Consider the following 6,236-nt stretch of genomic DNA (forward strand, 5'->3'; position numbering starts at 1 on the left):
CATCATTTAGTAAACAACGTATTTAAAACACTCATACATTTTACCCTAATTCAGAAAGTCAAGAAATGTAAATGCTCAAACAGTTTAAACCTAGAAGAGTCATTATGCATAGTTTTTTCATCAATGATAAAAATAATAAAAAATGAGGAAGGATGTGAACAACGATGAAAAAGCAATACTTGTCTTTTATCATAATGGTTTTGGTTATAGCTACCGTTTTACCTTCAACTGTATTCGCAAAAGAGGAACCTACAGATCGTAAAGATGAAGGCAAAATTCCAAGCCATGTATTAAATATATCCAAGGAAAATACGTATCCTAATTCTTCGAAGGATCAAACTGTATTAGAGCCAAATGAGTTGGCAAAAGAATTGATTAAAAGTGCGGATATTGATATTTCAAATCCTAAACTAATAAAAATGCTAAATGAGTCTACTTTAAAGCCTTCTAAGTTAGCCTTTGGGTATAGAGGGGAAATTTACTTAGGCTATTGGCCACTTAATTATCAATCAGATGAGTCTAATGTAAATTGGGAATACCAACAGATTAATGTGAACATGATTAATAATTTAGGTGGTACAGATAAGAAAACATTAAATTATAACCAAGAGCAAGAAAAACGAATAAAAGGTGGCCTAACTTCGAAAACAGAGAAGGCTGATGACGTAAGAAAGATGATTTTACAAACAGCTCAGGAACAAACGGACTTACCACTATCCTTTGAAACAGTAATTGGACAAGGAACGAAAAAAACGCAAACCTATGGTATCCCTCCTAAAAAGGTTGGTTATTTGTACGCACATGCCCCAGCTTTAAATGAAAAAGGGGTAGTAACCTTTGGAGAAGTATATTTAGTTTTAAAGGGCTCGAAGAAAAGGCTAGAAGTGAAAAATGTAACGAAGCAAGGTATTGGTGCATGGATCCCGATTCAAGATCACGTATCTTTTTCTTTCCAAATAAAAAATCATTAGTAAAAAAATAAGGTCCATTCCCGGATTATGATTCGGGAGTGGACCTTACATCAACATGCTGCATAGCCATTTGTATTCCATTTTGATAAAGGGTCCTTGCGATAATAAGTCTAGCGTTTTTAGCAGCAGTAAAGTAAGTGCTATCATTTACTAATCCGATAATGGTAAACTCATACCCGCGAAATTGATCATTTAATGCGGACATCCCATATATCTGAAATTTTTCAATTGGCTCCTGTTGCGTATTTTTTATTAAATGCGAATGAAGCTCTCTATTTAAATCTATACATGCTTGTTCTAAAGCATCCATCACTTTATCAGGGCTTTCGTAAAAGCTAGTGGTTACTTTTTCAATGACACGCATTTGATTAAAATTGAAATTATGAATGGTGCTTATTTCCCCATTGCTTATAGTGAGTAGCTTACCACTCCACTCTCTAATTTTTAAAAAACGGAGGCCAATATCTTCAACGGTTCCGTGGAATGTGTTGTTAACGGTTATGAAGTCGCCCTTGTGAAGCTGTTTTTCATAGAGGAAGAATATTCCTGATAGAAAGTCCTTAATTAAGCTTTGTGCACCAAGACCGACAACGATACCAACAATACCTGCACCAGCTAATAAGTTTCCAACCGGAATGCCAAATATAACTAAGATATAAATGATATACCCAAAAGTAGCAACATATTGAACGATGGAATTAATCATCGATTCTAATGTTTGTTCTTGACGTTCTTCAATAAGATTTGTACGCTTGAAAAATGAGTGGACAAACCTTTTGATTAATTTGACAACAAAATAAATAAGGATGGCCCCGATAATCAGTTTCGTAAATTTATATTGATAAACAAGGTCCCAATAATACTCAATTGTTTGAAAGAATTCGACCATGGTATCGTCCTCCTGTTTGATCTTTCTATGATTATACAAAACATTTTTATGCGAAGCGAATGCAAAAAGAAAGGTGATTTCGAAAATGAATGAGCAAAGAGAAAAGATTGTAGAGTTAAGAAGAAGATTAGATGAAGTAATGGCAAGAATAGAAGGTGTGTCTCCTGAACAAATGACAGTAGACGATATTGACCATTTCATTAACCTATTAGACCAATTAGAAGAAAAATGTAGGTAGTGCCTGATACTAGCTGAAATTTATCTAACCCGAATTATTATGTTCGGGTTGATTTTTTTGCTTGAATGCTTTATCATATTAAATCATTAACATGTTAGAGAGATGAAACCACAACATAGAAAATAACAACAAAAAGGGGAGAAGGTTTCAATGGCGTTAGCTGTTATTTTATCTGTACTTATTATGGTTCTATTAAGTTTATTTCGAGTAAATGTGATGATTTCTATAATCGTTGCAGCCTTGACAGCTGGGCTGATAGCTGGAGAGTCACTAACTAATACAATCAAACTATTGGTGGAGGGAATGTCTGGCGGTGCAAATACAGCACTTAGCTATGTGCTTTTGGGGGCATTTGCCGTAGCTATAAGCTACACTGGTATTACAACTATTCTCGTTCAAGCACTTATTCGTATTATCAAAGGGAAAAGAGGAATTATGCTGCTTGTTATTGCAGCAGTTGCTTCTCTATCACAAAATGTTGTACCTGTTCACATTGCGTTTATTCCTATTTTAATTCCACCTTTATTAGCTTTGTTTGACAAAATGAAGGTAGATAGACGAGGAGTTGCAACCGCATTAACTTTTGGTTTGAAAGCACCCTATGTCATGATCCCTGTAGGGTATGGGCTAATTTTTCATGAATATATTCAAGATGGAATGGTCGACAACGGATTAACCATAGCCCTTTCAGATGTTACGAAAGCAATGATTATTCCTGGACTAGGAATGGTTTTCGGGTTGCTTGTGGCTATTTTTATCACCTATCGAAAAGATCGGACTTACAAAGGAACAAATGTAGATTTTAAAGAGAATACAGAACAAGTAAAATTCGAGTTAAAACATCTTTTAACTGTCGTTGCCATTTTGGCAGCATTATATGTTCAGATTGAGTTTGACAATTTAATATTAGGCGCTTTAACCGGTTTAGTTCTAATGTTTATCTTCTTCGTGGTTCCTTTTAAAGAAGGGGAAAACATTATGTCAGAAGGGATTAAAATGATGGGTATGATTGCTTTCATCATGCTAGTTGCTTCTGGTTTTGCAAATGTATTAACTGTAACAGGTTCGGTAGATGACCTTGTTCAATCAAGTTCTGGAATCTTAGGTGATAATAAGCCTCTAGTTGCATTAATCTTACTCCTAGTAGGTTTACTAATTACGATGGGAATTGGGACATCGTTCGGGACAATTCCAATTATAGCGGTTTTGTATGTGCCAATTGCTACAGCTGCAGGATTTTCACCAATAGCTATTGCTGCTTTAATTGGTACTGCTGCTGCTTTAGGAGATGCTGGTTCACCAGCTTCAGATAGTACGCTTGGACCGACATCAGGTCTAAATGCAGATGGAAAACATAATCACATATGGGATACATGTGTACCGACCTTTATTCACTTTAACATCCCATTATTTATATTCGGTTGGATCGCATCAATCGTGCTTTAACTCATTAACGTAAGTGGGGTCTGACCCCATAAAAAGGGGAGGAAAAAAGGTGATAAAAGTTATTCAGGATGCCAATGTAACGATAGCTAGAACTATTTTTGATAATCGTGAGGAAGAATACAAGTCTGTCCAATCCATTTTAAAAGATGTGAAGGAAAATGGGGATGCTGCGCTTTATCGTTACACACAAACTTTTGATCGAGTAGACCTACAACAATTGACTGTAACGACGGAAGAAATAGAAAAAGCGTATGCCAATGTGTCAGAAGACTTTCTAGAAGCAATTAAAAAAGCAATCCTAAATATTAGACAATTTCATGAAAAACAAAGGCGTCAGAGTTGGATGGATACATCGGAAACAGGAACGATTTTAGGTCAACTCATTCGTCCTTTAGCAAGAGTTGGAATTTATGTGCCTGGTGGAAGAGCTGCTTATCCATCTTCTGTACTAATGAATGCAATCCCGGCTCAGGTAGCTGGGGTTCAAGAAATTGTGATGACAACCCCACCAGATCAATTTGGAAACATTAATGCTGGTGTGCTAGTAGCGGCAGATTTACTAGGGATTAAACAAATTGTAAAAGTTGGTGGAGCACAAGCGGTAGGTGCTCTTGCGTATGGAACAGAAACAGTAAAAAAAGTAGATAAGATTACTGGGCCTGGTAATATTTTCGTTGCCCTTGCGAAAAAAGAAGTGTTCGGCTTAGTCGATATTGATATGGTAGCTGGACCGAGTGAAATTGTTGTATTAGCGGATGAAAAAGCAAACCCTATATATGTAGCAGCAGATTTATTATCACAAGCAGAACATGACCCTATGTCTGCAGCTATACTCATTACCGATTCCACAACTTTAGCAGAAAAGGTTCAACTGGAGTTAGATAATCAATTAAAAGTTCTTCCAAAAAGAGAAATAGCCGAGCAATCGATTGAAGAAAACGGTGCAATTTATATTGTTCCGAATTTAGAAGCTGGCATTCACATGATAAACGATTATGCACCAGAACATTTGGAATTAATCGTGGAAGATCCTTTTTCATACGTTGGTAAAATAAAAAATGCAGGGGCGATCTTCCTTGGAGAAAATAGCACAGAAGCTATCGGAGATTATTTTGCAGGACCAAACCATGTTTTACCGACTGGAGGAACAGCGAAATTTTCCTCCCCATTAAACGTAGACGACTTTATAAAGAAAACAAGCTTAATTTCTTATAGCAATGAGGATCTAAAACAAAATGCGGAAGCAATTCAGACATTGGCGCAGTTTGAGCAATTACAAGGTCATGCTAATGCAATTAAGGTGAGAAACACGGGAAATAAATAAAAATGTATGTTAACGACAAGCCTGCAAAAGCTATAAAAAAAAGAAGCAGGTGAGTGGGATAATGAAAAAGCGTGTTTACTTTATTTTAACGATTATTATATTCGTTATAGCATCACCATTATCAACAACACATGCATTTGATACAACAACCTTTGGATGGGGATACAAGAAGAATAAGGAACATAACCCACCGGATGCAGGCAAATATGGGCCCATGTTAGATAAATACAATAGTTTCTACGTTGATAAATCGGGAGATAAGGTCGTTTATTTAACCTTTGATCTAGGCTATGAAGCAGGCCATACTGGGCAAATTTTAGATGTATTAAAAAAGAAAAAAGTACCTGCTGCTTTCTTTTTAGCAGGTCACTATATCACGAGTGCAACAGATTTAGTAAAGCGAATGCGTGATGAAGGACATATCATTGGCAATCACTCGTATAATCACCATGATTTCACCACATTATCAGAAGAGAAAATTAAAGAAGAATTAGATAAAATCAACGATGAATTGTATGATGCGATTGGCCAAAAGTATACGCAATATGTTCGACCACCAAGAGGAGATTTTAGTGAAAGAACATTAGCCATTACGGAAAAACTCGGTTATACAACTGTTTTTTGGTCTTCCGCCTTTGTTGACTGGGGTTCAGAAAAAGGATGGCAGACAGCATATCAAAGTATAATGGATCATATTCATCCAGGGGCGATTATTTTACTCCATGCCACCTCGAAGGATAATGCCGAAGCTTTATCTCATTTAATTGATGAACTACGGAAACGTGGATATGGTTTTAAAAGTTTAGATGACTTGTTATGGAAGGAAACGGTGAAGTTACCGTTTTAACAGAAAGGGGCTGAACAATGAACATTGTTCAGCCCCTTTGTTATAAGCTGGGAAAATATGTAATTTTTTAGGATACTAATATTAGGTTCCAAGTATAAGTTCGGCTGTCTCCTTGGCATCAACTTATGCATGTATGGACTGAGTAATGCGTTTGTGTTTGTATTTCTGTTCAAAATAGCGTTGAACGCAGGAAAAGTTTGCGTGAATACTTTGAAATTTTTGTTATGAATTGCTGATACTTTGCAAATTTATTGCCCCTCTTAATAAAATTAGGGGAACTACGAATATGTTTATGTGGAGTCTGGATAAACTGCAGTGAACTCCTACTAACCCGATTGAAGCTACTAATAAAGGGGCCAGAGCTAACGAAAATATACAACGAACTCTAAATAAACCATCTTCAAACGAACCCGCACCCCCCAACTAAGTCAAGTCCACGTTATTGTGTAAAATTGAATCACAATGTTTCAACTATATTTATTCAGGGGGATTGTTTCTTCCCCTTTTATTTTTTTTGACCT

Annotated in this window: 6 protein-coding genes; 5 read left to right on the top strand and 1 reads right to left on the bottom strand. The window is 36.2% G+C overall.

Annotated features, from left to right (window positions below; translation table 11 throughout):
• Nucleotides 1-164 precede the first annotated feature (164 nt).
• Nucleotides 165-971: a YfkD famly protein gene (locus tag HNQ94_RS19120; protein ID WP_174497938.1), complete on the top strand. Its 807-nt coding sequence runs from the start codon at nt 165-167 to the stop codon at nt 969-971.
• A 25-nt stretch (nt 972-996) separates the two neighbouring features.
• Here HNQ94_RS19120 and HNQ94_RS19125 read toward each other — a convergent pair whose 3' ends face one another.
• Nucleotides 997-1,860 carry a mechanosensitive ion channel family protein gene (locus tag HNQ94_RS19125; protein WP_174497939.1) on the bottom strand — a complete coding sequence of 288 codons (864 nt, stop codon included), beginning with the start codon at nt 1,858-1,860 and terminating at the stop codon, nt 997-999.
• An 85-nt stretch (nt 1,861-1,945) separates the two neighbouring features.
• Between HNQ94_RS19125 and HNQ94_RS19130 the strand changes: the two genes are divergently transcribed.
• The 4 genes from HNQ94_RS19130 (at nt 1,946) to pdaA (ending at nt 5,715) form a co-directional block, all read left to right on the top strand.
• Nucleotides 1,946-2,098: an SE1561 family protein gene (locus HNQ94_RS19130; protein WP_174497940.1), complete on the top strand. Its 153-nt coding sequence runs from the start codon at nt 1,946-1,948 to the stop codon at nt 2,096-2,098.
• A gap of 150 nt (nt 2,099-2,248) precedes the next feature.
• Entirely contained in the window at nt 2,249-3,544 is a 1,296-nt protein-coding gene (locus HNQ94_RS19135) for a Na+/H+ antiporter family protein (protein WP_174497941.1), read from the top strand.
• A gap of 52 nt (nt 3,545-3,596) precedes the next feature.
• Nucleotides 3,597-4,868 carry a histidinol dehydrogenase gene (gene hisD / locus HNQ94_RS19140; RefSeq protein ID WP_174497946.1) on the top strand — a complete coding sequence of 424 codons (1,272 nt, stop codon included), beginning with the start codon at nt 3,597-3,599 and terminating at the stop codon, nt 4,866-4,868.
• A 61-nt stretch (nt 4,869-4,929) separates the two neighbouring features.
• Complete coding sequence (gene pdaA / locus HNQ94_RS19145) at nt 4,930-5,715, top strand: delta-lactam-biosynthetic de-N-acetylase (RefSeq protein ID WP_174497942.1); 786 nt, start codon at nt 4,930-4,932, stop codon at nt 5,713-5,715.
• Nucleotides 5,716-6,236: the final 521 nt, after the last annotated feature.

Source organism: Salirhabdus euzebyi, from assembly GCF_014207435.1.
In the GTDB taxonomy this organism is placed as follows: Bacteria; Bacillota; Bacilli; order Bacillales; family Alkalibacillaceae; genus Salirhabdus; species Salirhabdus euzebyi.